Source organism: Stenotrophomonas sp. STEN054 (assembly GCF_056854535.1).
The window spans coordinates 1-25,186 of the sequence record NZ_JBXFWG010000015.1; the positions used below are offsets into that span (position 1 = coordinate 1).

Here is a 25,186-nt window from a genome sequence, read left to right on the forward strand (position 1 = left end):
CGGACCGCCTCGATCTTGAACTCATCGGTGTACCGCTTCGTGCTCATAATCACCTCCGCCTAAGCCATAGTTTATGGCTGCGAGGTGTCTACGGAACCCTGGGCGATTCACCTGGCCCGAACGGCCAGCCTCCGGGTTCCATGGGTGGTGGAGGCGGGCAATATAGACCTAATGCTCCAGAGAGCAGTGTGCATTGCACGACTGATCCATTCCGAGCGACTACCCCGCGGCTTCATATTGGTAACGAGAGCTCGCAGGGGCAGTTGGGAACGCGAGGCAACGCCAATGCTAGTACCGCATGATCATGTTCTGCTGAGATGAATTGGAGGAGGTATTGTCATGAAGCGGGTTGCTGCTTGGATTGCGTGGATTTTGCTCGTACCGCTCGGCGTTTCCAGTGGTCGTGCTCTCGCAGAGGGGGGCAGTTGTCCGCCCGGTTACTACCCCATCGGCGGGCAAGGTGTACAGGGTTGCGCACCTATACCGACTAGCGGCGGGAGTGCAGGATCTGGCTCCCAGGAAATCCAGCTGAGCACGCCAACCGGCCGGTGGGTGAAGACTTGGGGAGCTATCGCCACTTCCATGTCCTCCGACGATGCCGGCGTTTCTGATGGAAAGCGCACGAAGGCGGAAGCTGAAAAATTGGCGGTCGAGCGCTGTGGTTCGACTGGCGCCAAAGACTGTGTAGTCAGCAAGACCTACCATAATCAATGCGTATCTTGGCTGGTGCCGAGGGATCGCAATCCAAATGGGCAAGGTGCGATCGGCACTGGTGCAACTCCCGAGTTCGCCAGGATGTTCGCGCAAAGCGTTTGCAAAAATAGTGTGCCTGGTCCCTGTGATGAGGTGTATGCCAATTGCACCAAGCCGATATTTGAGGAGTTTTGAGCCAAGGATGGGATCATGGTACGAAGTGCCATTTAGTGCTCTGGGTTCTTTGCTTCGCTCGTATTCTTGCTGAAGCGATGCGGTGTTTTGCAGAAGCTGGCAGTTGTCAGCTCGGCGGGTACCACATGCGCGGGCAGGGCGTGCAAGCCGAAGTTGGCGCGCATGTTCGCAGAGTGATGGTGCAAGAACACGTCGCGCGACCTTGCGAAGAAGTCTATGCCAATTGCACCAAGCCCATGTTCGAGGAATTTAGAGTCGCGGGTCGTTCCGCAGACATCTGCATCCGACGGGCGGCGATTGACGGCAGTTGAACGGTTGATCCAGTGCCGGTGATTTGGTTGATTGGGGATTTGCGATAGACCGCACTTTTTTGTTGGCATTCATAGAAACCTCCGACAGCTCGCTTCTCTAATCGTCTCGTTGATGGCTCTTCTTACGCGCAAGGGGCGATCGGAACTGATGCAACTACCGAGTCCGCCAGGATGTTCGCCCAAAACATATAAATGTGGTGTGCCTTGCGCCTGTGATGAGGTTTATGCCGACTGCGCCAAGCGCATCTCAAATTGATTTTGAGTGCAAGTCGCACGTCTAACTTTGCCTCGTATACCGATGCGCGCAGCCCGAACGAAACTACTGCCAAGCGCTTTTGGCCTTCCACGACCGGTGCCCAGCGCCTGCGGTCAGACACCCTAAGCCGAAAAGGTGCTTGGCGGTCGCTGAACCCTTCCTGCGCAGTTAGTTTTCAAAAGCTTTGAGAAGCTTTGATTGATGCCAATCCGAAGACGCCAGGCGAACTCGTGCCACGTTGCATGCCATATGCAGCGCGTCGGACCAATGAATTTCTCGTACGAGTTGGCCTGCGTTCACGATGGGAGCGCTCTTTTTGTGATCAAGAGCGCTTTTCATATCGCGCCCCCTTAGACGCATCGAACCTGCTCGCGGTAAGCTCACTGTGCGTCAGAAAAATGACGCGCCAGTACTGCCGACTGCAGGAGCTTTCCCGTCCATGAGGACTGTGCCCGCCCGCCCGACGGGTGACGCTTGCCAGCTTCCCCGATGCGCCACACCCGGCGCTATGATCCGCCATGGCGGTCGACGCGGCGTATTCGAAGGAGTGGCTCGGGATGGAAACAGGGAACGGTGCGCACATGGACGATGCCCTGGCATTTGTTCCCTCCGGCGCGAACCTGCTGGAAGCCGTGCGCGGCGAGCGCAATGGCGAGGGTATCGAGTACCAGTTGCTGGTAATCGACCAGCCGTCGCCGGAAGGGCTGTCGCCCGGCCAGCATGGCCCCAATCGGGTGCTGCTGTTGCTGCGCGGTAATGGCGATGGGCGCTGGCAACTGGCCGCTCGCAACGACACGCTGGTGCCGTGTTCCACCCGCGGTGGCCTGTCGGGGGACCCTTTTGCGTATGCAATGGTAGAGGAAGACACGTTCAGCGTGATCACCAACGGTGGCAGCCGCCAGCGCTGGAGCAGTACGTACACCTTCCGCTTTGCCCCGGCGGAGAGCGCGTGCTGGGTCGATGCGGTGCGCCGCAAGGTCGTGGACATCGAGACCGAGGCGACCAACATCCGCGAATTCTCGGCAACGGAACTGGGGCGCGTGCGGTTCGAGGATTTCGACCCGGCTACGGTCGCCGAGGTGTCGCTGCCATGAACCAGGCTCCAACCGGCGGAATGGAATCCGCGCTGATGACGATCCAGGAGTTGCACCGTGTCGACGGATAGAGAGTCGCAACTGCTGCGGCAGGCGACGGATTCCGGCATTGATTCCCCCCGCGAGCTGGCCAACTTCATGGCGCAGGCGGGGCACGAGTCGCGTGGCCTGAGCCGCCTCAACGAGAGTTTCAACTACACCCGGGCGACCTCCCAGATTCCGGTCGAAGCGGCGTGGCGCAATGGCAACGACGCGTTGGAATCGGCGCGCCAGGAAGCATTGCGCGGGCGCCCGAATGACCTGGCCGAGCTGATGTATGGCGGCCGCCTTGGCAATGATGCGCCCGGCGATGCGCTGAAGTATCACGGGCGCGGCTACCTGCCGCTGACCGGGAAGGAAAACTACGAGCGCGCGGGGCAGGCACTCGACCTTGATCTGGTGAACCAGCCGGAACTGGCCGCTCAGCCCGAACACGCCGCCCGTATCGCCGTCTGGCAATGGCAGACCCGTGTGCCGGAGCATGCGCGTGAGAACGTTCGTGAGGCGACGTATGCCATCAACGGTGCGATGAACGGGGTTGAGGATCGGCTGCGCCGCTTCGATGCGTGGCAGCAGAAGCTGACCCCGGACGTGATGCATCGGCTGGCACATGGGGACGTGGGCGAGCAGGCGTCCTTGGGCCAGGCGGCGGGTCAGCCTGGTGTTGCCGGTAACCGGCTGTTCGATGACGCGCGCACGCAGCTGCAGCAGCTGGGGCCGCGCAGTGGCCTGCAGTCGGACCGGGAGCTGGACAATGCCGCCGGTGCGCTGGCTGTGAGCGCGCAGAGGGCCGGCCTGCAGCAGATCGATCACGTGGTGGCCGGTAACGATGGCCGCATGCTGTTTGCGGTGCAGGGCACGATGGGCGACCCGGCGATGCTGCGTGCCTCGGTCGATCGCGCGCAGGCCGCGCAGCAGCCGTTGGAACAGAGCAGCCAGCAGCTGGCTGCTGCGCAGGACCGCCAGCAGGAACAAGCGGTCAGCCGCGACCAGGAGCAGCAGCAGCGCTCCCGTTCGATGTGAGGCCGGCCCGGCCGCCGTATGTCGGCCGGGTCGGGGTGCTCAGGCGTGCAGGGTGCGCGCGTGCTGCTGCGACTGCTCCAGCGCTGCGTCCTGTGCCTGGCGCTGCTGCGCGGCCAGCTGCTCCACGCGCTGGCTGCTCTGCTCCAGTGGCGTGTTCATCGCCGCAGCAGTATCAACCGATACACGCAGGTGACCGGGATTACCCCCCTGGCCCTGCACCGCGAAGCTGCGCGACGCGTCGTTGCTCATCACCACCTCATCAATGCGCTGGCCGCCGGCGGCACGCATTTCCGCCGCCAACGAGCCGGCAAGGCGCTCGCTGCCGGCATCCGGTGTACGGCCCACGCGCGCGTCCTGCGCGTGCACGCCGCGCAGCGCATCGGTGTACAGCGGGTTGCCGACATGGTCGGGATGGGCCAGGCTGGCGCGGCCTTCCTTCGCCGCATCGCGCGCTTCGGGTTCGCCGGCCTGCAGCGGCCCGCGCGCAGTGTCGTACAGGTCGTAGAGGTTGCCGGTGATGCCGCGCGCGCCGATGGTGATGCCGCGGCGTATGCGGATGACGTCGTCACGGTACTCGTTGATCATGTTCGCGTTCTGCCGCGCAAGCGCCTGGCTTTCCGGCGTGTTCAACACCGAATTGTTGCCGAGGAAGTTGTCCAGCTGGTGCGAGCTCAGCGAGGACGCCGCCGCGCCCACCGCGCTGTCGGGGATGAGCATGCGGAAGCGGCTGTTGCTGAAGCCCCAGTTGCCCAGCGTGTCGATCTCCTTTTCGGTGGCGTACATGCGCACCTGGCCGAAATGCTGGGAGGCCGAGCTCACCGGATCGGCCGCCATGACGTGGTTGATCAGGTTGTCGCCGCCTTCAGGAACGCGGTACGTCAGGCTGACCGCGCCATAGGCGTTGAAGGTCTCGCCCTTGAGGTTGAAGTGATGCGCGGAGACCTGCGCCAGGGTGCCGCCCAGCGAGTGGCCGGTGACGGTCACCTCGGGCGTGTGGCCGAGATCGCGGCCCTGCTTGTTGGCGTACTCGAGCGCGCGCCGGGTCAGCTCCAGCGCGTCGTCGGCCTGCAGGTTGCGGCGCATCACCACCATGCCGGCATCGGTCAGCAGGCCATCGCGCACGATCTGGTCGGTGCCGCGGTGCGCCACCACGATCTCGTCGGTGTCCACGCGCTGGTAGATCGTGCCCTGGTAGCCGGTCAGGCGGTTGTTGACGTGCTCCAGCACGCGGTACGGGTGGCCATTGAGCGGGACAGGTTGCTCCTGGCCGGGCGCGTGGCGGCCCACGCGTTCATCGCGGTAGGCATCCCTGGAGAGCGCAGCGTAGTCCTGGCTGGTAAGGGTCACGGGCGCACCTCGTTGGCGGTCAACGAGGCGGAGAACAGCTGGTCGCGCAGCTCGGCGCGGAAGCGGCTGGGATCCTGCTGGCCGGTAGCGCCGTAGTCGGGCAGTTCGGCCACGCGTGGATAATCGCCACGCGGGTAGTGCCGGGTTTCGGTCTGCCCCTGCACGAATGGCTCGGCGCCGAGGAAGGACAGGAAGCGTGTCTCACCGTCAGCGCCGGTCGCCTTGAGCATCGCCCCGGCTCCGCTGAACACCCAGTTGCAGACGCCGCGACCGTAGTAGTCCTCGTCGAGCATGCGGTCCAGGTAGACGGTGCCGCGGTATTCGTCATCGGCCACCTTGCGCAGGATCACCGGCTCCTGGCTGGTGATGCGCGCAGCCACGCCGGTTTCCGGTTCGATGTAGCCACACTGGTCCTCGTTGCTGACGTCGTACTGGGCGACGCCTTCGATGAAGGCGAAATCGCCCGGTGCGTTCTGCAGCCGCAGCACCAGTTCGTAGGCCCGGCTGGGCGAGGGGTTGAGCTTGGCCAGGCCACGCCCTCCCTTGGCGACATCGGCGGCGGCGGGGTCGAGTTCCTGGGTCATGGCGATCTCCGTTCGGCAGGCAACCAGCATCAGCAGCAGCGTGCTTGGCAGCAGCAGGGTGCTGCGCCATCGGGCGCTGGAAGCGGTGGGTGGAAAGCGCGGATGACAGGTCATCGGCCGACCTGTCGAAGAACGTTCCTGGTAATGGCCGGTGCGACGGGAAAACACGATAGGTTTCCGTTCCTTGGCAGCAGGACGTCTTGATTATGGGACGGCTTCTTGACGATATTCCACCGCTTCTCCGCTGAATATGCCGGGAGATTGGCATTTTCCGTCGATGGATCAGCCGAATCGTGATGGGGTTGGTCAATTCACATTGGTAACTCAGGCCGCTGCGTGCCGCGCGCGCGCATTGCAGGCATGCTTGTCACCACCCCTCACTCCACGTTCGAACGTGCCATGATCTACGCCATCCGTGCTGAAACGCCGGCCGACATCGCGGCCATCCATGCGGTGACGGCGGCAGCCTTCAAGGATGCGGCGCACAGCAGCCACACCGAGCAGTACATCGTCGATGCACTGCGCGAGCGCGGCGAACTGGTGGTCTCGCAGGTGGCCGTGCAGGACGGGCAGGTGATCGGCCACGTGGCGGTGTCGCCGGTGGCGATCAGCGATGGCAGCGAGGGGTGGTTCGGCCTGGGGCCGATTTCAGTGGACCCGCCACATCAGGGGCTGGGTGTGGGCGCTGCGCTGATGCGGGCTGCACTGGATGCGTTGCAGGCCATCGGTGCACATGGCTGCGTGCTGCTGGGCGCGCCTGCCTTTTACGGCCGCTTCGGCTTCCACTGCGTGCCGGGTGTGGTGCTGCCGGGCGTGCCAGCGGAGTACTTCCAGGCGCTGCTGCTGCAGGCGCCGATGCCGCGCGGCGAGGTCAGTTACTCACCCGCGTTCGAGGCCGGCCCGCCCGGCTAGCACGCGGGCGGGCGAGGGGGGGGGCTGCTGTCAGGGCGCGCGCCAGGGCGTGGGTTCCGGTTCCGGCGGCGGAATGCGGTCGCCGCCGATGTGTTCCAGCAGGGTGTTGGTGCGGCGCTGTTCGGCCAGCAGTTCGCCCAGCAGGCGGCGCACGCCGAAGATCGCGAATGGCACCAGGATCCAGATGATCGTGAGTGCCAGCGTCGCCAGCGTTGCAAATGTGCTTCCATCCATGAGGTGTTGCTTCCTGCAGTGAAGGGGCATCGACACTAGCATGCCGGTGCGCCCACGCTGGCGTCAGCCGCCGTGGCGCAGATGGATGAGCGGGTAGGGGCGGCCCTGCGAATCGACCTCCGAACGCCCGGTTTCGACAAAACCCATGCGCAGGTAGAAGCCCAGCGCCTGCGCGTTCTGTGCGTTGACGTCAGTGGTCAACGGGCGGTGCTGGGCCAGTGCGTGCTCGACCAGCTGCCGGCCGATGCCCTGGCCGTGCACCTCCGGATCAATGAACAGTGCTTCCATATGGCTGCCATCGAGCAGCATGAAGCCCTGCGGTCGATCCTGGCTGTCGACGGCCAGCAGCAGCGGCGCCTGCGGCAGGAAACCGGCGACTTCGGCATCGATGGCGCGGCGATCCTCGGCGCTGAGGAAATCGTGGGTGGCATCGACGGCGCGGCGCCAGAGATCGACAACGGCACCGCCGTCGGAGGCGCGCGAGGGACGGAGTGTGTTCAAGAACGTGCTCACGGTGCTGCGGTAAACGCCATTCTAGCGGCCCGGGCCCCTGCGGGTCGGCATTGGTCGAAGCGCGCTACACTGCCGCCGCGTGAACTGCCTGACGCCGAGAACCCTCATGACCAATACCCTGGGCGTGCCCATGCACGACGCCGACGAACACTGGATGCGCCACGCGCTGGCCCTGGCCGAACGCGCGCAGCACGAGTTCGACGAGATCCCGGTCGGCGCGGTGCTGGTGGGCGCCGATGGCCAGCTGCTGGGCGAGGGCTGGAACCTCAACATCGCCTCGCACGATCCCAGCGCGCATGCCGAGATCGTGGCGATGCGCGAGGGGGGGAAGGTACTGGCCAACCACCGGCTGATCGGCAGCACCCTGTACGTGTCCCTGGAGCCGTGTGCGATGTGCGCCATGGCCATCGTGCACGCGCGGGTGGCGCGGCTGGTCTACGGCGCCAGCGACCCCAAGACCGGCGCCTGCGGCAGCGTGTTCAACCTGCTGGGCGATGGCCGCCACAACCACCGGGTGGAGATCCACGGCGGCGTGCTGGCCAAGGAGGCCAGCCTGCGCCTGACCAATTACTTCCGGGCCAAGCGCGGCAAGCCGCCGCTGCTACTGGAAGATCATGCGGGCGAGGCCTGAGCAGCGAAAGGGTATGATGGGCGCCTCTTTCCTTTACCGGTGGGCGCCCTGCCTGCCCAGCAACGAGGCGACACGATGGTGGAGAACGGCGCGGCCAACGAACGACTGATCTGGATCGACCTGGAAATGACCGGGTTGGATACCGACAACGATTCGATCATCGAGATCGCCACCGTGGTCACCGATGCCCAGCTGAACGTGCTGGCCGAAGGCCCGGAATTCGCCATCCACCACCCGCTGGAAACGCTGGAAGCGATGGACGAGTGGAACCGCAACCAGCACCGTCGTTCCGGTCTGTGGCAGCGCGTGCTGGACAGCACCACCACCCTGGCCCAGGCCGAAGCGCAGACCGTGAACTTCCTCGCCCAGTGGATTCCGGCCGGCGTTTCCCCGATGAGCGGCAACTCGATCTGCCAGGACCGCCGCTTCCTGCACCGGCAGATGCCGCGCCTGGAAAAGTACTTCCACTACCGCAATTTGGACGTATCCACGGTGAAGGAACTGGCCAAGCGCTGGGCGCCGACCGTGGCTGCCGGCCTGGCCAAGAACAGCAACCACACCGCGCTGAGCGACGTGCACGACTCGATCGCCGAGCTGCGCCACTACCGCCAGTTCATGGGCGCGTTGTCGGGCCTGCCGACCGGCTGAGGTTGCCGCCCGGTGGGGGCGGATCCCTTTCCAGCGGAAAGGGCTCCGACCCCGCGACGATCCGTTCAACTTCATGGCGCTACTATCGGCCCCATGAACGATCCCATCCTGCTGCCGCGCGATATCGCCCACGATGCTCAGGACTGGGCCGACCTGCAGCGGGCGGTCGCCCTGCTGGAGGCGCCCACGATCACTGCACGCATGGCCAATTTCGTCGGCACGCCGCTGGAGTTCGCGGTGAAGGCCCTGCCCAAGGCCATTTCCGGGCGCATCCATGGTGCGGTCGAGGCGGCGCTGTCGAAGTCCGCGCAGGCCGCGCTGTGGAGCATGGGCAACACGCCGGGCAAGTCGGCATCGACCCGCTGGCACAAGCTGGCGGCGGCCACATCGGGTGCGGTGGGCGGTGCGTTCGGCTTCGCCGCGCTGTTCATCGAGCTGCCGGTGTCGACCACCATCATGATGCGCGCGGTGGCCGACGTGGCCCGCAGCGAGGGCTTCGACCTGGCCCACTTCAGCACCCGCCAGGCCTGTCTGGAGGTGTTCGCGCTGGGTGGCAACTCGCCGCGCGACGATGCCAGCGAAACCGGCTACTACCTGGCGCGTGGCTTCACCACCGACGTGATGCGCCACCTGTCGGCCGAGCTGGCCGGGCGCGTGGTGACCGGCCGCGACCTGACCCTGGGCGTGGCGCCGAAGGAGGCCGGCAAGCTGCTGGCCAAGCTGGTGGAGAAGGTGGCCGCGCGCTTCGGCGTGGTGGTGACCGAGAAGTTTGCTGCGCAGGCGGTGCCAATCGTGGGTGCTGCGGCTGGCGCCACCCTCAACACGATGTTCACCGACTACTACCAGGACATGGCGCGCGGTCATTTCATCGTGCGGCGGCTGGAGCTGAAGTACGGCGAGGATGTGGTGCGCACCTGCTATGACCGGGTGGCGCATGGTGCGCTGAAGATCGAGCCGACGCTGTAACCGGGGGGGGGGGCGGTAGAGTCGACTGGCAGTCGACTATCGCGCGCAGCGCGGAGGCTTTCGCTGGCTGTCGGGAAGGCAGTCGACCAACGGTCGACTCTAGCGTCAGGCGGTGACGGGCTTTGACCCTTGCCTGCACGGCACAACTGTTTTGCCCATCCGCGCCTGTTGCGGGCCACGGCCGGTCCCCATCCTTGCGGTCAGTCCCCCCGCAAGAGAACGCGCCATGTTGTTCACCCCCCACACCCTGGGCCCGCTGTCGCTGCCCAACCGCATCGTGATGCCGCCGATGACCCGTTCGCGGGCCGCCGCCGGCAACGTCGCCACCGCACAGATGGCGGAGTACTACGCGCAGCGCGCCGGTGCCGGCCTGATCGTCAGCGAAGGCACCCAGATCAGCCCGCAGGGGCAGGGCTATGCCTGGACCCCGGGCATCCACAGCGAGGAACAGGTGCAGGGCTGGCGGCAGGTGACCGATGCGGTGCATGCCGCCGGTGGCCGCATCTATGCGCAGCTGTGGCACGTCGGTCGCATCTCCCATGTCGCCCTGCAGCCCGATGGCGCGGCGCCGGTCTCGTCCTCGGCGCTGCTGGCCGAGGGGGTGAAGGTGTTCGTCGACCCGACCGGCGCCGGCCCCGAGGCGGGCGTGGGCGAGATGATCCAGCACTCGATGCCGCACGCGCTGGCCGAGAGCGAGATTCCGGGCATCATCGCCGACTACGCGCGGGCCACCCGCAAAGCGCTGGCTGCAGGCTTTGATGGCGTGGAGCTGCACGGCGCCAATGGCTACCTGATCAACCAGTTCATCGATTCGCAGGCCAACCAGCGCACCGACGGTTACGGCGGCGCGCTGCAGAACCGCCTGCGATTCCTGCGCGAGGTGGCGCAGGCGGTGGTGGCCGTGGCCGGTGGCGAGCGCGTCGGCGTGCGCCTGGCGCCGCTGACCACGCTGCAGGGCGCGGTCGATGACACGCCGCAAGCAACCTACCTGGCCGTCGCGCACCTGCTGGGCGAACTGGGTGTGGGCTACCTGCACATCGCCGAGGCCGACTGGGAGGATGCGCCGCTGATGCCGGTGGCGTTCAAGCAGGCGTTGCGCATGATCTATCCGGGCACGTTGATCTACGCCGGCAAGTACACCGCCGAGCGTGCCGAGCAGGCGTTGGCCGAGGGCTGGGCGGATCTGATCGGGTTCGGTCGGCCGTTCATCGCCAATCCGGACCTGCCGGAACGACTGCGGGTGGGTGCGGAATTGAATGCGCCGGATCGCGCGACGTATTTCGGTGGCGGTGCCGCCGGGTTCATCGATTACCCGGCGTTGCAAGAGGCCGTCGAGGCCTGACACCGATGGGTGGTGGATGTCGGTAGCGACGGGCCATGCCCGGCGAGCGCACCGCGCGGTGCGAGGGAACGCCGCCGGGCACGGCCCGGCGCCACCTTGATGGTCAGGGCTTGTCCCGCACCAGCGCTTCGGCCTCGACCACGCCGCCATCCTTGCCGTGCAGGTACAAATGCATGTCCTGCTGCGGGTAGGGGATGTTGATGCCGGCCTTGTCGTAGCCCAGCTTGATCTGTTCCAGCAGGGTGACCTTGGTGCCGAACTGGTCGGCCGATTTCGTGAAGCAGCGGATGCCCAGCTTGATCGCGTGGTCGCCCAGTTCGTACACCACCACGTCCGGCTCGGGCGAGGGCAGCACGCGGCTGTCGGCCTTCATCAGGGCGATGGCGGTTTCGCGTGCCAGCTGGATGTTGTCTTCGTAGCCGATGCCGATCACCAGTTCGACGCGGCGGGTCGGCTCGGCGGTGAGGTTGATGATCGGCGCGGCGGTGATCAGCGTGTTGGGAATGGTGGTGTGCTGGTTGTCGGCACCGGTGATGACGGTCTGGAAGATGCGCACTTCGCGCACGGTGCCGGTCTGCCCGGCCACGGTCACCACATCGCCCACGCGGAACGGGCGCAGGGTCACCAGCATCACCCCGGAGGCGATGTTGGACAGCGAGTCTTTCAGTGCCAGGCCGATGGCCAGGCCGGCGGTGCCGAGTACGGCCAGCAGCGGGGTGATCTGCACGCCCAGCGTGCCGATGGCCAGCACCACCACGATCACCAGCGAGGCGGCATAGACCACGTTGCGCAGGAAGCTGCCCAGCATCGGGTCCATGCCCATGCGCGAGGTCGCGCGCGGCAGCGCATTGGACAGGCGTCGTGCCACCCACATGCCGACCAGCAGGACGACGATGGCCGCCAGCAACGGTACGCCGTAGGTTTCCAGCAGGCGTTCCCAGTCGAGCGAATGGAACCAGGACGTGGTGGCCGGGGCGGACGGGACGGCAGCGGCGATCATGCGGACTCCTTTGCAGCGATGGTCATGGCGTGTGCGGACGCCAGAAACAGGCACGCCCCGCAGAGGCGGGGCGTGCATGCAGCTGCAGTATGGGCGGACGCCAATGAAAACGACGTCAGCCCATCAACGCATCAGCCATTGGCCTTGTGCTTGGCCAGGCGCAGCCAGGTGTCGACCACGGTATCCGGATTCAGCGACAGCGACTCGATGCCTTCCTGCATCAGCCACTCGGCCAGATCCGGGTGATCGGACGGGCCCTGGCCGCAGATGCCGACGTACTTGCCCTTGGCGCGCGCGGCCTTGATGGCCATCGACAGCAGCTTCTTCACCGCCGGGTTACGCTCGTCGAACAGGTGCGCGACGATGGACGAATCGCGATCCAGGCCGAGGCTGAGCTGGGTCAGGTCGTTGGAGCCGATCGAGAAGCCGTCGAAGATCTCCAGGAACTCATCCGCGAGCAGTGCGTTGGACGGCACTTCGCACATCATGATGATCTTCAGGCCGTTCTCGCCCTGCTTCAGGCCGTTCTGTTCCAGCACCTCGACGACCTTGCGGCCTTCTTCGAGGGTGCGCACGAACGGAATCATGACCCACAGGTTGTCCAGGCCCATCTCGTTGCGCACGCGCAGCACGGCCTTGCATTCCAGCGCGAAGGCGGCCGAGAAGCTCGGATCGACGTAACGGCTGGCGCCGCGGAAGCCGATCATCGGGTTCTCTTCGTGCGGCTCGTAGTTGCTGCCGCCGACCAGGTTGGCGTACTCGTTGGACTTGAAGTCCGACAGGCGCACGATCACCGGGTTCGGTGCGACCGAGGCGGTGAGGGTGGCGATGCCTTCGGCCAGGCGGTCCACGTAGAAGCTGACCGGATCACCGTAGCCGGCGATCTTCTCGTCGATCTTCTTCTTCGTTGCCGCATCCTGGCGGTCGTATTCCAGCAGCGCGTTCGGGTGGATGCCGATGTGGCTGGCGATGATCATTTCCAGGCGGGCCAGGCCGATGCCGGCGTTCGGCAGCTGGCCGAAGTCGAAGGCACGTTCCGGGTTGGCCACGTTCATCATGATCTTCAGCGGTGCCGGCGGCATGTTGCCCAGATCGGTGGTGGTGCGCTCGAAATCGAGCTTGCCTTCGTAGATGAAGCCGGTATCGCCTTCAGCGCAGCTGACGGTGACCTGCTGGCCATCTTCGATGACCTTGGTGGCGTTGCCCGAACCGACCACGGCCGGCACGCCCAGCTCGCGCGCGATGATCGCGGCGTGGCAGGTGCGGCCACCACGGTTGGTGACGATGGCCGAAGCACGCTTCATCACCGGCTCCCAATCGGGGTCGGTCATGTCGGCGATCAGCACGTCGCCCGGCTGCACGCGGTTCATGTCTTCCAGCGTCTTGACCACGCGGGCGGTGCCCGAGCCGATCTTGGCGCCGACGGCACGGCCTTCGGCCAGCACGTTGCCGCCCTTTTCAGTCAGCGCGAAGCGCTCGATCTGTGTGGCGTGGCTACGCGACTTCACCGTTTCCGGGCGGGCCTGCACGATGAACAGCTTGCCGCTGACACCGTCCTTGGCCCACTCGATGTCCATCGGGCGGCCGTAGTGCTTTTCGATGACCAGCGCCTGCTTGGACAGTTCCTGCACGTCCTCGTCGCTGATGGAGAAGGTGCTGCGCAGTTCGACCGGGGTGTCCTCGATCCTGACGCGCTCGCCGGGGACATCGGAATACACCATGCGGATCGCCTTGCTGCCGAGCGAGCGGCGCAGGATCGCCGGCTTGCCGGCCTGCAGGGTGGGCTTGTAGACGTAGTACTCGTCCGGGTTGACCGCGCCCTGCACGACCATTTCGCCCAGGCCGAAGGACGAGGTGACGAAGACCACGTCACGGAAGCCGGACTCGGTGTCCAGGGTGAACAGCACGCCGGAGGAACCGACGCCCGAACGTACCATCAGCTGCACGCCGGCGGACAGGAACACGTCTTCGTGCTTGAAGCCGTGGTGCACGCGGTAGGCGATGGCACGGTCGTTGTACAGCGAGGCGAACACTTCCTTGACCTTGTGCACGACATCGTCGGCACCGGTGACGTTGAGGAAGGTTTCCTGCTGGCCGGCGAAGGACGCATCGGGCAGATCTTCGGCGGTGGCCGAGGAGCGCACCGCAACGGCCACTTCGCCGCCGCCGTTCTCGTCGCACAGCTGCGTGTAGGCGCTGCGGATGTCCTGGTCCAGCTGCGGCTGCAGCGGGGCATCGATCACCCAGGTGCGGATTTCCTTGCCGGCAAGGGTCAGTGCGTTGACGTCTTCGACGTCGAGCGTGGCCAGCTTGTCGAAGATGCGCTTGGACAGGTCGTTGTGGGCAATGAAGTCCTTGAAGGCTTCAGCGGTCGTGGCGTAACCGCCGGGGACGGAGACCCCCAGACCGGCAAGGTTGCCGATCATTTCGCCCAGCGACGAATTCTTGCCGCCTACGCGGGCCAGATCGCCCAGACGCAGTTCGTGCAACCACAGGATGTTCTCGTTCAAGCGCGATGCTCCGTTTGGCCATCGCCCGAGGCGGGCTGAATGGCCGCGTCCGTAGGAAGAAGCCGATATGATGCAGGTCGCAGTACTGTTGGCACAAGCTTGTGCTGCAACCATTTTCAGCTTCAGAGGGGTGAAAACCGCGTATGTCGACCATCCGTCCGGTGTTCTACGTTTCCGATGGAACCGGTATCACCGCTGAAACCATTGGGCATAGCCTGCTCACCCAGTTCACCGGGTTCAGCTTCATCACCGATCGAATGTCGTTCATCGACGACCCCGAAAAAGCCCGGGAAGCGTGTGTCCGGATCCAGGCGGCGGGCGAGCGGTACGAGGTCCGGCCCATCGTAGTGAACTCCTGCGTGGACCAGAGCCTGAGCTTGATCCTGGCCGAAAGCGGGGCCCTGATGCTGGACGTGTTCGCCCCGTTCATCGAGCCGCTTGAGCGCGAATTATCCAGCCCGCGCCTTGCCCGGGTCGGCCAGGCCCACGGCATGGTGGACTTCGAGACCTACCACCGCCGTATCAACGCGATGAACTTCGCCTTGACCCACGATGACGGCATCGCGGTGAATTACGACGATGCGGACGTGATCCTGGTCGCGGTGTCGCGCGCCGGCAAGACGCCCACCTGCATCTACCTGGCCCTGCATTACGGGGTTCGCGCGGCCAATTACCCGCTGACCGACGAGGATCTGGAGAGCGACCGCCTGCCGCCGCGGTTGAGGAACTACCGTCGGAAACTGTTCGGCCTGACCATCGATCCGGACCGCCTGCAGCAGATCCGCCAGGAGCGCCGCCCGAATTCGCGTTACGCCAACCTGGACACCTGCAAGCGCGAGGTGGCCGCGGCCGAGGTGATGTTCCAGATGGAGCGGATCCCGACGCTGAGCACCACCCACACCTCGATCGAGGAGATTTCCAGCAAGGTGCTGGGCACGCTGGGGCTGCAGCGCGAGATGTATTGACCGGTACTGCCCCCTGTAGAGCCGAGCCCACGCTCGGCTGGGCCACCGGGGTCTGGCCGGAGAGCAGCCGAGCGAGGGCTCGGCTTTACAGGCGTGAGGCCAGTCTGCGGGTTGGCGGCGGGTGAACGCCCCCCCCCCTTTGGCCGGGGCCATGCAGCCCCCACGTTGTAGGGCCAACGTGTAGGATCGACCCATGGCCCACGCCTCGCCCCGCACCGAACGCATTCCCCGCTTGAGCCGGCTCAGCTGGCTGATGGGCCTGTATGCCGAGAATTACCGGCATCTGGTGCGCTTGTTCGCCCCGGCCGAATTGACCGCCGGCAGCTACGTCTCCTCGGTGGGTGACGGCCTGGATGTGCGTCTGGACGTCATCGAGTGCCACCGCTACACGGTGGAGCTGCGCCTGACCTACGATCTGGCCGACCCGGTGACCGGCGAGCCGGATCCCTCGGCCTATGTGCGCCTGTACCGTGACGCCCGCCAGGCCGAGACGACCCACTGCTACGTGGGCCGCCGCTGGCAGGACACGATGGGCCTGTACCCGCCGCCGGCCGAGCTGATCAGCCACCGCATGCGGATGAACACCTTCCTCGGCAAGTGGCTGGAATACCTGGCCGAGCGCGGCCACGGCGTGGCCACCCTGCGCCGCGACCCGGAAGGCAGTGTCGCGCTGCCGGCCGAGCGCCGCCTGTCGCTGGTGCGCTGATCGGCCATAATCCGGGGCTGACCTGCCGCTGGATGCACGCCCATGCCGTATACCCCGATCGTCGCCACCCTGGGCTATGTGCTCTCGCCCGATCGTCGCCAGGTGCTGATGATCCACCGCAACACCCGCCCCGGTGACCACCACCTGGGCAAGTACAATGGTCTGGGCGGCAAGGTTGAACCGACCGAGGACGTGGCCACCGGCATGCGCCGCGAGATCGCCGAGGAAGCCGGCATCGACTGCACGGCCATGCGGCTGCGCGGCACCATCAGCTGGCCGGGCTTCGGCAAGCATGGCGAGGACTGGTTCGGCTTCGTGTTCGTGATCGACAGCTTCGAGGGCAGCCCGCACGGCGGCAACCACGAGGGCACTCTGGAGTGGGTGGACGTGGACAAGCTGGACACGCTGCCGATGTGGGAGGGCGACCGCAACTTCCTGCCGCTGGTGTTCGACGCCGACCCGCGGCCGTTCCACGGGGTGATGCCGTACCGGGATGGGCGCATGCAGAGCTGGGCGTTCAGCCGGCTTTGAGGCCACTGGGGCGCCGCTGCGCTCGCCGGGCATGGCCCGGCGGATTGTCGGCGCGGCGGGGGCGCTCAGCGCCGGTGCGCCAGCACTAGGTGGAAATGCTTGTCGCGCGACTGCCCGTCGTTGCCGGTGGCTGTCTCCCGGTGGCTGCGCCATGCCGAGACGTTGAAGCCGGACACCCGCAGCGCCAGCTCCACGGCATCGAGCTCATGCAGCTGGAAATCGGCCGCGAACGGCAGGCTGCGCATGAAGCCGGCATCGCCGAAGGCCAGGCACAGGCGGCCGCCGCGGCAGAGGACGCGCGCCAGTTCGTCCAGCACCGGGGCCAGGTTCGGCCAGAAATACAGCGTGTTGACCGCCAGTGCGGCGTCCACCGAGGCATCGGCCACCGGCAGCGCGTGGGCATCGCCGTGGCGCAGCGCGGCGCGATCGGCCAGGCCGGCACCGGCCAGGTGCTGGTTGCCGGCGTCGACCATCGCCGTGGACAGCTCGATGCCCAGGTAGCGGCTGCCGTCCGCCTGCAGCAGCAGCGGCGCGAACGCCGCATTGCCCGGGCCGATCTCCAGCACCTGTTCGCCTGGCGACACCGCCAGCAGAGTGATGGCGGCCCGGTTGAGCTCGCCGTTGCTGCGGTTCATCGATTCGCCCACGGCCAGTGCGGCCTCGCCGTGGGGGTGCCGCAACTGCGCGGCCAGGGTGCGTGCGTCCAGCATCGACAACGTCCATGAAGAAGGAATCGGACGTGGCGTCGGCGGGTCCGCCGGTGACCATAGCGCCAGGTCCGTGGATTGGGAAGTAGGAAAACCCCGCATCGGGGTGATCAGCAAATGGCCAGCGTCGCAGTCCCTGAGACCTGGTTGTCCACAGGGGGTGTGGATTACGCGTGGGCAACTTTGTGGATAAGCCGCGACAGGCTCCACCCCCCTAGGCTGTCAAGATGGGTGGCGAAAAATTCACCGCGGGTGATGGGGGGGCGGACGGGTGAAGGGCGGGCGATGCCAACGCTGTCACCGGCAGCGGCGCTCGCGGTACCCTGTCCCCCTTGATGCCCCGTGAGACCCCATGAAACGTCATTTCTCGATGCTGCGTGAGTTCCAACTGGCGGACTGGTTCACTCTGGCCAACGCCTTCTGCGGCACCGGGGCGGTGTTTGCCGCCCTGCGCTTCCTGCAGGACGGCGAGCGCGGCTATCTGATGTTCGGCATGGCGCTGATCCCGCTGGCCTTCATCTTCGATGCCCTCGACGGCCGCATCGCGCGCTGGCGCAAGTCCAGTTCCACCCTGGGCCGTGAGCTCGATTCGCTGTCGGATGTGATCTCCTTCGGCGTGGCCCCGGCGGCGCTGGCCTATGCCTGCGGCATGCAGGGCGGCTGGGACTGGCTGGTGCTGAGCTACTTCGTCTGCTGCGGCGTCAGCCGCCTGGCCCGCTACAACGTCACCGCCGAGGCGATGTCCGGCGACGAGGGCAAGGTCAAGTACTTCGAGGGCACGCCCATCCCGACCAGCCTGGCGCTGGTGATCGTGCTGGCCATTGCCGCCGGCACCGATGCCATCGGCCACGATCTCTGGTTCGGCCAGTGGCAGCTGGGCCCGTGGCAGCTGCACCCGATGGTGCTGCTGTTCGCCCTGTCCGGCTCGCTGATGATCAGCAAGACCCTGCACATTCCCAAGCCATGACCCAGCCCAGCGGAGGCGCGCGATGACCAGCTCGGCCCACGACGCCGGCAGCAGCGATTTCGAGAACCTGTCCCGCCAGTACTTCGGCGCCTGGGGCGAGGCCCTGCGCCATGCCGCTATGCCGGGGGCCCCGGCCGGCGACGACCCGGGCAGCTGGCAGCGGTTGTTCGACTGGTGGGGCCAGCTGCTGCCCGAACAAGGGCAGGGCGCGTCGGAAGATGCGCTGCGCCGCTTCCGCGAACAGGCCGGCAGCTGGTACGGCACCATGCAGGAAGTGGCCGCGCGCTTCGCCGGCCGCGATGCCAGCAGCGCCGACGTGGCCCAGGCCTGGCGCGAAGCCGTGCAGGGGCAGGGCGATGGCATGCTGCAGTGGATGCTGCAGGGCGCACGCGGCAGCACCCAGGCAGGTGCCGCGCTGCCCGAATTCGCCGCGTGGCTGCAGCAGTGGCAGGTGCAGGCTGGCCCCTGGCTGCAGAGCCCGGCCTTCGGCCCCGGCCGTGAGCACCAGGCGCGCTGGCAGACCCTGCTGCGCGCGCAGGAGGAATACCAGCAGCATTCGCGCGCCTACGTGGACCAGATCAAGCAGGCGCTGGAGGAGGCCTTCGATCTGTTCGAAAGGCGCTTGGCCGAGCACGAACAGCCGGGCAGCCAGCTGACCAGTGCGCGGGCGATGTTCGATCTGTGGATCGAGGTGGCCGAAGAGGCGTACGCCAAGGTCGCCCTGTCCGAGGCGTTCCAGCAGGTCTACGCCTCGCTGGGCAACGCACAGATGCGCCTGCGTGCCGGCCTGCAGCGCGAGGTTGAGCAGGTGAGCGAGCGCATCGGCCTGCCCACGCGCAGCGAGATGGATGCCGCTCACCGCCGCATTGCCGAGCTGGAGCGCAGCCTGCGCCGCCTGCAGGCGCAGGTGGCCGTGCTGGCCGGGACCGCCGAGGTTGACCCGGTGGCACAGCCCGCGCCGGCCAAGGTGAAGCCGGCCGCACGCAAGCCGGCGAAGAAATCCGCCACGCCGAAGCCGGCTGCCAAAAAGGCCGCAACCAGAAAAGCACCGGCGAAGCCCGCCGCACGCCGCACCACTGCGCGGAAATAACGACCGATGAAAGGACCGCTGGGCTTCAACGCCGATGACCTGATGCAGGAAACCCTGGCCATGCAGCGCAAGCTGATGGAAGGGCTGAAGCTGCTGCCGCAGGTGGAGGACGTGGACTATGGCGCCACCGCGCGCGAGGAAGTCTGGCGCGACGGCAAGGTGGTGCTGTACCGCTTCGTGGGGGAGCAGGCGCCGACCCGCAGGCCGCCGCTGCTGATCGTCTACGCGCTGGTGAACCGGCCGTACATGGTCGACCTGCAGGCCGACCGTTCGCTGGTGCAGAAGCTGCTGGCGCTGGGCCAGGACGTGTACGTGCTGGACTGGGGCTACCCGGACCGCTCCGAGCGCTTCCAGACCCTGGAGGACTACCTGCTGCGCTACATCGATGGCGCGGTGGATGCGCTGCGTGCGCGCAGCGGTGGGCCGGTGGACATGCTGGGCATCTGCCAGGGCGGCGTGTTCGCACTGTGCTATGCCGCGCTGCGCCGGCAGAAGCTGGGCCGCCTGATCACCATGGTCACGCCGGTCGATTTCCACACTGCCGACAACATGCTCTCGCACTGGGCGCGACAGCTGGACGTGGACCTGCTGGTGGACACGCTGGGCAACATCCCGGCCGACCTGATGAATGCCAGCTACCTGATGCTCAAGCCGTTCCGTTTGAACGTGCAGAAGTACGTGGGCCTGCTCGACATCCTCGATGACAAGGCAGCGCTGGAGGATTTCCTGCGGATGGAAAAGTGGATCTTCGATTCGCCGGACCTGGCGGGCGAGGCTTTCCGTGGCTTCACCAAGCAGTTCTACCAGGGCAACGGGCTGGTGAACGGCACGGTGCGGATCGGCGAGGAAGCGGTGGATCTGTCGCAGGTGACGCTGCCGGTGCTGAACATCTACGCCGAGCAGGACCACCTTGTGCCGCCGGATGCCTCGCGCGCGATGCGCGGCCGTCTGGGCACCAACGATTACACCGAGTCCAGTTTCCGTGGCGGGCATATCGGCATCTACGTGTCCGGCCGCGCGCAGCGCGAAGTGCCGACGACGATCGATGGCTGGCTGAAGGCCCGCGACCTGTAGAGTCGAGCCATGCTCGACTGCTTTGGGGGAATGATGACGTACCGTATTCCGCTGATCCTCGCCGCGCTGCTGGCGGCGCCGCCTGCCCACGCCGCCCCCGGGCCGCAGGCAAAGAGCGAGATCGCGCAGTTGATCGCCAGCCTCGATGGCTCGCAGTGCCGGTTCCAGCGCAATGGCAGCTGGCACGACGCGGCCGAGGCGCGTGCGCACCTTCAGCGCAAGTACGATTACCTGCTGAAAAACAACAAGGTGGACAGCGCCGAGCAGTTCATCGAGCGCGCCGCCAGCCAGAGCAGCATGAGCGGCAAGGCCTACCGCATCCAGTGCCCGGGACAGGCTGAACAGACTGCTGCCGCTTGGTTCGGTGCCCGCCTGCAGGCGCTGCGTCAACGCACGCCGTAGACATACCGGCGGTGTAGAGTCGGGCCACGCTCGACTGCTCTTTCTGGTTCCCGAGGAGGTGCCACCATGAACACCACGCCACGCACGCTGTCGCGTTCGTTGAACGATCGGATGATCGCCGGCGTGATGGGCGGCATTGCCCATCGCTTCGGCTGGAACCCCACCCTGGTGCGGATCGTGTTCGTGCTGGTCTCGATCGGTTCGGCTGCTTTCCCCGGCATCCTGGTCTACCTGCTCCTGTGGCTGCTGATCCCGAACGAGGCCGATTGAACGCCGCCTCGCGGCCCTGGCCGGTCTGGCTGCGCGCGCTGCAGGTGCTGGGCGCGGCCTGGACCCTGCCCAATACGCTGATCGGCGTGATCGGCGGGCTGGTCGGCCTGCTGGGCGGGGCGAAGCTGCGCTGGAGCGGCCGCGACTGTGCGCTCATCTTCGACCACTGGCCGTGGGGGCCGGGCGGGGCGATCACCCTGGGCAATGTGATCCTGCATACCGGCCACGACCTGGGCATGTCCTGCCGGACCTACGCGCACCAGGCGGGGTGGGGCGTGGAGCCGTTGATCCGGCTGGATGACCATGAGCGGGCGCATGTTTACCAGTACCTGGTGCTGGGGCCGCTGTACCTGCCGGTGTACCTGCTGTGCGGGGGCGTGAGTGCGCGTAATCCGTTCGAGCGGGCGGCGGATCATTACGCCCGGTTCGGCCATGGCTGGTGGCCGTAGTTTCCAGCCAACGGCGCAGCCCCTCGTGGCTGGGGCCGGTAGAGTCGACTGTCAGTCGACTGGCATTGCGAGTTGGGCCCGGGGGGGGGGGGGGGGGGGGGGGCGGCCGCCGAACCCCCCGCGGGGGGGGCGCGGGGGGCGGGCGGGCGCCCGCCCCCCCCCCCCCCCCCCCCGCCGCGCGGGGGCGCGTCGCCCCCCCCCCCCCCCCCCCCCCCCCCCCCCCCCCCCCCCCCCCCCGGCCCCTGACAGTTTCCGTGCGCGTCCAGCCACGGAAAAGAAAAAGAACAGCAGAAGCGGATCGCGCGCTGCGCTTGCTCGTGTAGAGCCGAGCCTGCGCTCGGCTTGCCGTTACCCCGCGAGAAGCAGCCGAGCATGGGCTCGGCTCTACAAAGAGCGGCCGGCGAGGCTGCGCTGCTTTTGATCTTCTATTTCTTTTCCGTGGGTGGCGGACGAGGCAGAAATCTGTCAGCGGCCGGGTGGGTAGGTGGGGCGGGGTGTCTGCGGCATGGATGCCGCGGACAAGCCCCCATGGATGGGTTCACGGCGTCCCCTCACTGCCTACCCACCCGGCCCGCCCCAGGAAATTCGCTTTAGGCGATCCGGCTAGGCTACCCACGAGGGGCTGCGCCGTTGGCTGGAAAGCCACGTTTGTTAGGCGGAGGTTAAAGATCCGTAAGCGTTCTGCAGTGATCGGGCAGTCATCTGCATGCAACCGATCGTCATTAGCCTTCGTGACGTTCCAGTCAGCTTGGTCGCGGTAAGCTCTACCCGGATGAGCTCGCAAGTACCGCTCATCGTGTGCAGTACGCAGTAGCAATTTGGAGGAAGACATCACATGGCAATTGTTCTCTATGTCGGTGGTAGCAAGGATGGCGAGAAGGGCGTGGTGCCCTACGGCTTCAGCAAATCCCGCGCCGACACCGCGCTGGGGCCGGAGTTCTACACCGAGCGGTTCATGGAACTGCAGGGTGTCGGCAAGGTCCGTCTGATGGCCCTGGAAAGCCTGCGCGACGACATCGTCATGCAGCGCGCCGCCCGCCACTACCGTTGACCCCGAAACACGCGGCAGGGCGCGCCCATCATCGCGCGCCCGCGCCGGCATCCCAGCCCCACCTCGCCAGGATGCCGGCGTCCCGACCGGCCGCCGGAGGCTGAATCCCGCCCCCTGTCAACGCCTTGTCCCGCTTGGTCGTGGGTTGCCAGAATGGGGGCTTCCCGTAATGCGGCCAAGACCTGAAGCAATGCACGACGCCAAGAACGCCCAGAGCGCGCTCGCCCAGCAGATCGCCCAGACCATTGCCGAGGAAATCGGTGCCCAGTCCGCCCAGGTACGTGCCGCCGTCGGCCTCCTCGACGAGGGCGCCAGCGTTCCGTTCATCGCCCGCTACCGCAAGGAAGTGACCGGCGGCCTGGACGACACCCAGCTGCGCAACCTGGAAACCCGCCTGACCTACCTGCGCGAGCTGGAAGACCGCCGCGCCGCCGTGTTGGCCAGCATCGGCGAACAGGGCAAGCTGAGCGACGAACTCCGCAACGACATCCTCGCCGCCGATACCAAGAGCCGCCTGGAAGATCTGTACCTGCCGTACAAGCCCAAGCGCCGCACCCGCGCCCAGATCGCCCGCGAGGCCGGGCTGGAACCGTTGGCCGATGGCCTGCTGGGTGACCCGACGCAGGATCCGCAGGCGCTCGCGGCCACTTTCGTCGACACCGACAAGGGCGTGGCCGATACCAAGGCCGCGCTGGAAGGTGCCCGCGCGATCCTGATGGAGCGCTGGGGCGAGGATGCCGCGCTGGTCGGCGAACTGCGCACCTGGCTGGGCGAAACCGGCGTGATCCGCGCCCGCGTGGCCGAGGGCAAGGAAAACGAAGGCGCCAAGTACCGCGATTACTTCGAACACGCCGAGCCGCTGGCGAAGATTCCCTCGCACCGCCTGCTGGCACTGTTCCGTGCGCGCCGCGAAGAGATCCTGTTCCTGGAACTGGACCCGGGCAGCGATGCCGAGGCTGGCCATCAGTACGCCGAAGGGCGCGTGGCGCGCAAGGCCGGGATCGCCGACCAGGGCCGCGCCGCCGACCGCTGGCTGCTCGATGCCTGCCGCCTGACCTGGCGCGCGAAGCTGCACACGCACCTGCTGCTGGACCTGTTCAACCAGGCCCGCGAGAAGGCCGAGGCCGATGCGATTGCGGTGTTCGGCGACAACCTCAAGGACCTGTTGCTGGCCGCGCCTGCCGGCCCGAAGACCGTGCTCGGCCTCGATCCGGGCATCCGCACCGGCTGCAAGATCGCCGTGGTCGATGCCACCGGCAAGCTGGTGGCGACCGAGACCATCTACCCGCACGAACCGCGCCGCCAGTGGGATCAGTCGCTGCAGACGATCAAGCAGCTGTGTGCGAAGCACAACGTCGAACTGATCGCGATCGGCAACGGCACCGCCAGCCGCGAGACAGACAAGCTGGCCGGCGAGGCCATCAATGCTGCCGGCAACCCGAAGCTGCAGAAGGTGGTGGTCAGCGAAGCCGGTGCCTCGGTGTACTCGGCATCTGAATTCGCCGCCAAGGAGTTCCCCGGCCTGGACGTGTCGCTGCGCGGCGCGGTTTCAATCGCCCGCCGCCTGCAGGACCCGCTGGCCGAACTGGTGAAGATCGAACCCAAGGCGATCGGTGTCGGCCAGTACCAGCACGACGTGGACCAGTACCGCCTGGCGCGGGCACTGGATGCGCGCGTGGAAGACTGCGTGAATGCCGTCGGCGTGTACGTGAACACCGCCTCGGCCGCGTTGCTGTCGCGCGTGTCCGGCCTGTCGTCGACGGTGGCCGAGAACATCGTGCGCCACCGCGATGACAACGGCCCTTTCAAGCGCCGCAAGGACCTGCTGAAGGTGGCGCGGCTGGGCGAGAAGACCTTCGAGCAGTGTGCCGGCTTCCTGCGCATCGCCGATGGTGACCAGCCGCTGGATGCCTCGGCCGTGCACCCGGAAGCCTATCCGGTGGTCGAGCGCATCGTCGCCAGCACCGCGCGCCCGATCAAGGCGCTGATCGGTGATGGCGGCTTCCTGCGTGGCCTGAAGGCCGAACAGTTCACCGATGCGACCTTCGGCGTGCCGACCGTGCGCGACATCCTCAAGGAACTGGAAAAGCCGGGCCGCGATCCGCGCCCGGAGTTCAGGGCGGCGCGCTTCGCCGAGGGCGTCGAGGACATCAAGGACCTGCGCGAAGGCATGGTGCTGGAAGGCGTGGTCAGCAACGTGGCGGCCTTCGGTGCGTTCGTCGATATCGGCGTGCACCAGGACGGGCTCATCCACATCTCGGCGCTGTCGGACACCTTCGTCAAGGACCCGCGCGACGTGGTCAAGGCCGGCGACATCGTCAAGGTGAAGGTGCTGGAAGTGGACGTGCCGCGAAAGCGCATCGCCCTGACCCGTCGACTGGACGACACCCCCGGCCAGGCCACCAGCCGGCCCGGCCAGCGCGAGGAGCGTGGCCAGGGGCAGGGGCCGCGCCGCGATGCCGGCGGTCCGAACCGTGGCCAGAACCGCGGGCAGGGCAATGGCGGCCGCCCAGCGCAGTCGGCGCCACCGGCCAACAACGCCCTGGCCGACGCCTTCGCCCGCGCCAAGCGCAGCTGAGTCCGGCGCCCCTCCAGGCAGTCGCTTGCGAGGGGGGACTTGTCGAGGTTCCCCCGCAGTGCGCACACTTGCGCCCAAGGGGGGCCATCGGGCCGTCC

27 protein-coding genes are annotated in these 25,186 nt (G+C 66.6%); 19 read left to right on the forward strand and 8 right to left on the reverse strand.

What is annotated here, in order from left to right; all coding sequences use genetic code 11:
* The first annotated feature begins 339 nt into the window (after positions 1–339).
* A complete protein-coding gene (locus AC1VXD_RS07910; protein WP_482991604.1) occupies positions 340–888 on the forward strand; it encodes a DUF4189 domain-containing protein in 549 nt (182 codons plus the stop codon).
* A gap of 32 nt (positions 889–920) precedes the next feature.
* On the opposite strand, the gene AC1VXD_RS07915 is transcribed toward AC1VXD_RS07910, so the two are convergent.
* The gene (locus tag AC1VXD_RS07915) at positions 921–1,268 is read right to left on the reverse strand and encodes a hypothetical protein (RefSeq protein ID WP_482991605.1); all 348 of its coding nucleotides are present in this window, start codon (positions 1,266–1,268) and stop codon (positions 921–923) included.
* A 744-nt stretch (positions 1,269–2,012) separates the two neighbouring features.
* On the opposite strand from AC1VXD_RS07915, the gene AC1VXD_RS07920 reads away from it, so the two are divergent.
* Together AC1VXD_RS07920 and AC1VXD_RS07925 are read left to right on the forward strand one after the other, a co-directional pair.
* Positions 2,013–2,549 (forward strand): hypothetical protein, encoded by a 537-nt coding sequence (locus tag AC1VXD_RS07920; RefSeq protein ID WP_482991676.1) that lies wholly within the window; start codon positions 2,013–2,015, stop codon positions 2,547–2,549.
* A gap of 57 nt (positions 2,550–2,606) precedes the next feature.
* Positions 2,607–3,611: an XVIPCD domain-containing protein gene (locus AC1VXD_RS07925; protein WP_482991606.1), complete on the forward strand. Its 1,005-nt coding sequence runs from the start codon at positions 2,607–2,609 to the stop codon at positions 3,609–3,611.
* Positions 3,612–3,650: 39 nt separating this feature from the next.
* Here the strand turns inward: AC1VXD_RS07925 and AC1VXD_RS07930 are convergent, their stop codons facing one another.
* Positions 3,651–4,958 carry an XVIPCD domain-containing protein gene (locus AC1VXD_RS07930; RefSeq protein WP_482991607.1) on the reverse strand — a complete coding sequence of 436 codons (1,308 nt, stop codon included), beginning with the start codon at positions 4,956–4,958 and terminating at the stop codon, positions 3,651–3,653.
* Entirely contained in the window at positions 4,955–5,542 is a 588-nt protein-coding gene (locus AC1VXD_RS07935) for a hypothetical protein (RefSeq protein WP_482991608.1), read from the reverse strand. The genes AC1VXD_RS07930 and AC1VXD_RS07935 overlap by 4 nt, the downstream gene beginning before the upstream one ends.
* 399 nt (positions 5,543–5,941) lie before the next feature.
* On the opposite strand from AC1VXD_RS07935, the gene AC1VXD_RS07940 reads away from it, so the two are divergent.
* Complete coding sequence (locus AC1VXD_RS07940; RefSeq protein WP_482991609.1) at positions 5,942–6,454, forward strand: GNAT family N-acetyltransferase; 513 nt, start codon at positions 5,942–5,944, stop codon at positions 6,452–6,454.
* Positions 6,455–6,484: 30 nt separating this feature from the next.
* Here the strand turns inward: AC1VXD_RS07940 and AC1VXD_RS07945 are convergent, their stop codons facing one another.
* Both AC1VXD_RS07945 and AC1VXD_RS07950 read right to left on the reverse strand, forming a co-directional pair.
* Complete coding sequence (locus AC1VXD_RS07945; RefSeq protein ID WP_482991610.1) at positions 6,485–6,688, reverse strand: hypothetical protein; 204 nt, start codon at positions 6,686–6,688, stop codon at positions 6,485–6,487.
* Positions 6,689–6,751: 63 nt separating this feature from the next.
* A complete protein-coding gene (locus AC1VXD_RS07950; RefSeq protein WP_482991611.1) occupies positions 6,752–7,189 on the reverse strand; it encodes an acetyltransferase in 438 nt (145 codons plus the stop codon).
* 118 nt (positions 7,190–7,307) lie between these two features.
* Between AC1VXD_RS07950 and tadA the strand changes: the two genes are divergently transcribed.
* The 4 genes from tadA to AC1VXD_RS07970 all read left to right on the forward strand — a co-directional run bounded on the left by tadA (position 7,308) and on the right by AC1VXD_RS07970 (position 10,788).
* Complete coding sequence (gene tadA, locus AC1VXD_RS07955) at positions 7,308–7,832, forward strand: tRNA adenosine(34) deaminase TadA (RefSeq protein WP_482991612.1); 525 nt, start codon at positions 7,308–7,310, stop codon at positions 7,830–7,832.
* Between the two features lie 75 nt (positions 7,833–7,907).
* Positions 7,908–8,480 carry an oligoribonuclease gene (gene orn, locus AC1VXD_RS07960; RefSeq protein WP_482991613.1) on the forward strand — a complete coding sequence of 191 codons (573 nt, stop codon included), beginning with the start codon at positions 7,908–7,910 and terminating at the stop codon, positions 8,478–8,480.
* 93 nt (positions 8,481–8,573) lie between these two features.
* The gene (locus AC1VXD_RS07965) at positions 8,574–9,446 is read left to right on the forward strand and encodes an EcsC family protein (RefSeq protein ID WP_482991614.1); all 873 of its coding nucleotides are present in this window, start codon (positions 8,574–8,576) and stop codon (positions 9,444–9,446) included.
* A gap of 226 nt (positions 9,447–9,672) precedes the next feature.
* Positions 9,673–10,788, forward strand: a complete 1,116-nt coding sequence (locus AC1VXD_RS07970) for an alkene reductase (RefSeq protein WP_482991615.1) — start codon at positions 9,673–9,675, stop codon at positions 10,786–10,788.
* Positions 10,789–10,891: 103 nt separating this feature from the next.
* Here the strand turns inward: AC1VXD_RS07970 and AC1VXD_RS07975 are convergent, their stop codons facing one another.
* Together AC1VXD_RS07975 and ppsA are read right to left on the reverse strand one after the other, a co-directional pair.
* Entirely contained in the window at positions 10,892–11,788 is an 897-nt protein-coding gene (locus tag AC1VXD_RS07975; RefSeq protein ID WP_482991616.1) for a mechanosensitive ion channel family protein, read from the reverse strand.
* A gap of 131 nt (positions 11,789–11,919) precedes the next feature.
* Positions 11,920–14,298 carry a phosphoenolpyruvate synthase gene (gene ppsA, locus AC1VXD_RS07980; protein WP_482991617.1) on the reverse strand — a complete coding sequence of 793 codons (2,379 nt, stop codon included), beginning with the start codon at positions 14,296–14,298 and terminating at the stop codon, positions 11,920–11,922.
* 143 nt (positions 14,299–14,441) lie between these two features.
* Here ppsA and ppsR point away from each other — a divergent pair, with 143 nt between their 5' ends.
* The 3 genes from ppsR (at position 14,442) to AC1VXD_RS07995 (ending at position 16,500) form a co-directional block, all read left to right on the forward strand.
* Positions 14,442–15,263 carry a posphoenolpyruvate synthetase regulatory kinase/phosphorylase PpsR gene (gene ppsR, locus AC1VXD_RS07985; RefSeq protein ID WP_482991618.1) on the forward strand — a complete coding sequence of 274 codons (822 nt, stop codon included), beginning with the start codon at positions 14,442–14,444 and terminating at the stop codon, positions 15,261–15,263.
* Positions 15,264–15,456: 193 nt separating this feature from the next.
* Positions 15,457–15,969, forward strand: a complete 513-nt coding sequence (locus AC1VXD_RS07990; RefSeq protein WP_108769174.1) for a DUF1249 domain-containing protein — start codon at positions 15,457–15,459, stop codon at positions 15,967–15,969.
* A gap of 42 nt (positions 15,970–16,011) precedes the next feature.
* The gene (locus AC1VXD_RS07995; RefSeq protein ID WP_482991619.1) at positions 16,012–16,500 is read left to right on the forward strand and encodes an NUDIX hydrolase; all 489 of its coding nucleotides are present in this window, start codon (positions 16,012–16,014) and stop codon (positions 16,498–16,500) included.
* Positions 16,501–16,565: 65 nt separating this feature from the next.
* Here AC1VXD_RS07995 and AC1VXD_RS08000 read toward each other — a convergent pair whose 3' ends face one another.
* The gene (locus AC1VXD_RS08000; RefSeq protein ID WP_482991620.1) at positions 16,566–17,216 is read right to left on the reverse strand and encodes a class I SAM-dependent methyltransferase; all 651 of its coding nucleotides are present in this window, start codon (positions 17,214–17,216) and stop codon (positions 16,566–16,568) included.
* Between the two features lie 343 nt (positions 17,217–17,559).
* Between AC1VXD_RS08000 and AC1VXD_RS08005 the strand changes: the two genes are divergently transcribed.
* From AC1VXD_RS08005 to AC1VXD_RS08040, 8 genes are all read left to right on the forward strand, one after another.
* Complete coding sequence (locus tag AC1VXD_RS08005) at positions 17,560–18,174, forward strand: CDP-alcohol phosphatidyltransferase family protein (protein WP_482991621.1); 615 nt, start codon at positions 17,560–17,562, stop codon at positions 18,172–18,174.
* A 22-nt stretch (positions 18,175–18,196) separates the two neighbouring features.
* Positions 18,197–19,264 carry a class III poly(R)-hydroxyalkanoic acid synthase subunit PhaE gene (gene phaE, locus AC1VXD_RS08010; RefSeq protein WP_482991622.1) on the forward strand — a complete coding sequence of 356 codons (1,068 nt, stop codon included), beginning with the start codon at positions 18,197–18,199 and terminating at the stop codon, positions 19,262–19,264.
* Positions 19,265–19,270: 6 nt separating this feature from the next.
* Positions 19,271–20,338: a class III poly(R)-hydroxyalkanoic acid synthase subunit PhaC gene (gene phaC / locus AC1VXD_RS08015; protein ID WP_482991623.1), complete on the forward strand. Its 1,068-nt coding sequence runs from the start codon at positions 19,271–19,273 to the stop codon at positions 20,336–20,338.
* Between the two features lie 33 nt (positions 20,339–20,371).
* On the forward strand, positions 20,372–20,740 hold the full coding sequence (locus AC1VXD_RS08020) for a YfeK family protein (protein WP_482991624.1): 369 nt from the start codon (positions 20,372–20,374) through the stop codon (positions 20,738–20,740).
* A 66-nt stretch (positions 20,741–20,806) separates the two neighbouring features.
* Positions 20,807–21,010 (forward strand): PspC domain-containing protein, encoded by a 204-nt coding sequence (locus tag AC1VXD_RS08025; protein ID WP_200753493.1) that lies wholly within the window; start codon positions 20,807–20,809, stop codon positions 21,008–21,010.
* Positions 21,007–21,459: a hypothetical protein gene (locus AC1VXD_RS08030; RefSeq protein WP_406235831.1), complete on the forward strand. Its 453-nt coding sequence runs from the start codon at positions 21,007–21,009 to the stop codon at positions 21,457–21,459. Before AC1VXD_RS08025 ends, AC1VXD_RS08030 begins: the two co-directional genes overlap by 4 nt.
* Before the next feature lie 835 nt (positions 21,460–22,294).
* A complete protein-coding gene (locus AC1VXD_RS08035; RefSeq protein WP_025879252.1) occupies positions 22,295–22,510 on the forward strand; it encodes a hypothetical protein in 216 nt (71 codons plus the stop codon).
* A gap of 190 nt (positions 22,511–22,700) precedes the next feature.
* Positions 22,701–25,088, forward strand: a complete 2,388-nt coding sequence (locus AC1VXD_RS08040; protein ID WP_482991625.1) for a Tex family protein — start codon at positions 22,701–22,703, stop codon at positions 25,086–25,088.
* The last annotated feature ends 98 nt before the right edge of the window (positions 25,089–25,186 follow it).

Coding starts and splice junctions, on each gene's coding strand:
- AC1VXD_RS07910 (WP_482991604.1), top strand. CDS start 340: ATGAAGCGGGTTGCTGCTTGGATTGCGTGGATTTTGCTCGTACCGCTC.
- AC1VXD_RS07915 (WP_482991605.1), bottom strand. CDS start 1,268: ATGCCAACAAAAAAGTGCGGTCTATCGCAAATCCCCAATCAACCAAAT.
- AC1VXD_RS07920 (WP_482991676.1), top strand. CDS start 2,013: ATGGAAACAGGGAACGGTGCGCACATGGACGATGCCCTGGCATTTGTT.
- AC1VXD_RS07935 (WP_482991608.1), bottom strand. CDS start 5,542: ATGACCCAGGAACTCGACCCCGCCGCCGCCGATGTCGCCAAGGGAGGG.
- AC1VXD_RS07940 (WP_482991609.1), top strand. CDS start 5,942: ATGATCTACGCCATCCGTGCTGAAACGCCGGCCGACATCGCGGCCATC.
- AC1VXD_RS07945 (WP_482991610.1), bottom strand. CDS start 6,688: ATGGATGGAAGCACATTTGCAACGCTGGCGACGCTGGCACTCACGATC.
- tadA (WP_482991612.1), top strand. CDS start 7,308: ATGACCAATACCCTGGGCGTGCCCATGCACGACGCCGACGAACACTGG.
- orn (WP_482991613.1), top strand. CDS start 7,908: ATGGTGGAGAACGGCGCGGCCAACGAACGACTGATCTGGATCGACCTG.
- AC1VXD_RS07965 (WP_482991614.1), top strand. CDS start 8,574: ATGAACGATCCCATCCTGCTGCCGCGCGATATCGCCCACGATGCTCAG.
- AC1VXD_RS07970 (WP_482991615.1), top strand. CDS start 9,673: ATGTTGTTCACCCCCCACACCCTGGGCCCGCTGTCGCTGCCCAACCGC.
- AC1VXD_RS07975 (WP_482991616.1), bottom strand. CDS start 11,788: ATGATCGCCGCTGCCGTCCCGTCCGCCCCGGCCACCACGTCCTGGTTC.
- ppsR (WP_482991618.1), top strand. CDS start 14,442: ATGTCGACCATCCGTCCGGTGTTCTACGTTTCCGATGGAACCGGTATC.
- AC1VXD_RS07990 (WP_108769174.1), top strand. CDS start 15,457: ATGGCCCACGCCTCGCCCCGCACCGAACGCATTCCCCGCTTGAGCCGG.
- AC1VXD_RS07995 (WP_482991619.1), top strand. CDS start 16,012: ATGCCGTATACCCCGATCGTCGCCACCCTGGGCTATGTGCTCTCGCCC.
- AC1VXD_RS08005 (WP_482991621.1), top strand. CDS start 17,560: ATGAAACGTCATTTCTCGATGCTGCGTGAGTTCCAACTGGCGGACTGG.
- phaE (WP_482991622.1), top strand. CDS start 18,197: ATGACCAGCTCGGCCCACGACGCCGGCAGCAGCGATTTCGAGAACCTG.
- phaC (WP_482991623.1), top strand. CDS start 19,271: ATGAAAGGACCGCTGGGCTTCAACGCCGATGACCTGATGCAGGAAACC.
- AC1VXD_RS08020 (WP_482991624.1), top strand. CDS start 20,372: ATGACGTACCGTATTCCGCTGATCCTCGCCGCGCTGCTGGCGGCGCCG.
- AC1VXD_RS08025 (WP_200753493.1), top strand. CDS start 20,807: ATGAACACCACGCCACGCACGCTGTCGCGTTCGTTGAACGATCGGATG.
- AC1VXD_RS08035 (WP_025879252.1), top strand. CDS start 22,295: ATGGCAATTGTTCTCTATGTCGGTGGTAGCAAGGATGGCGAGAAGGGC.
- AC1VXD_RS08040 (WP_482991625.1), top strand. CDS start 22,701: ATGCACGACGCCAAGAACGCCCAGAGCGCGCTCGCCCAGCAGATCGCC.